Source organism: Finegoldia sp. P2-F-LR (genome assembly GCF_052932265.1).
The window spans coordinates 1-321 of the sequence record NZ_JBRFJF010000044.1 but is presented as its reverse complement, the minus strand read 5'-3'; the positions used below and the strand labels follow the sequence as shown (position 1 = coordinate 321).

Below are 321 nucleotides of genomic sequence, written 5' to 3'. Positions count from 1 at the left end.
CCTGGTTGTTCAGGTGTTCCTGGTTGTTCAGGTGTTCCTGGTTGTTCTGGAGTACCTGGTTGTCCAGGTGTTCCTGGTTGTTCAGGTGTTCCTGGTTGTTCTGGAGTACCTGGTTGTCCAGGTGTTCCTGGTTGTTCAGGTGTTCCTGGTTGTTCAGGTGTTCCTGGTTGTTCTGGAGTACCTGGTTGTCCAGGTGTTCCTGGTTGTTCAGGTGTTCCTGGTTGTTCTGGAGTACCTGGTTGTCCAGGTGTTCCTGGTTGTTCAGGTGTTCCTGGTTGTTCTGGAGTACCTGGTTGTTCAGGTGTTCCTGGTTGTTCAGGT

The 321-nt window shown here is 51.4% G+C and carries 1 pseudogene; it reads right to left on the bottom strand.

Annotated elements, in window-relative coordinates:
- Positions 1-321: pseudogene (locus ACU68W_RS09330) on the bottom strand (response regulator); the annotation flags it as partial.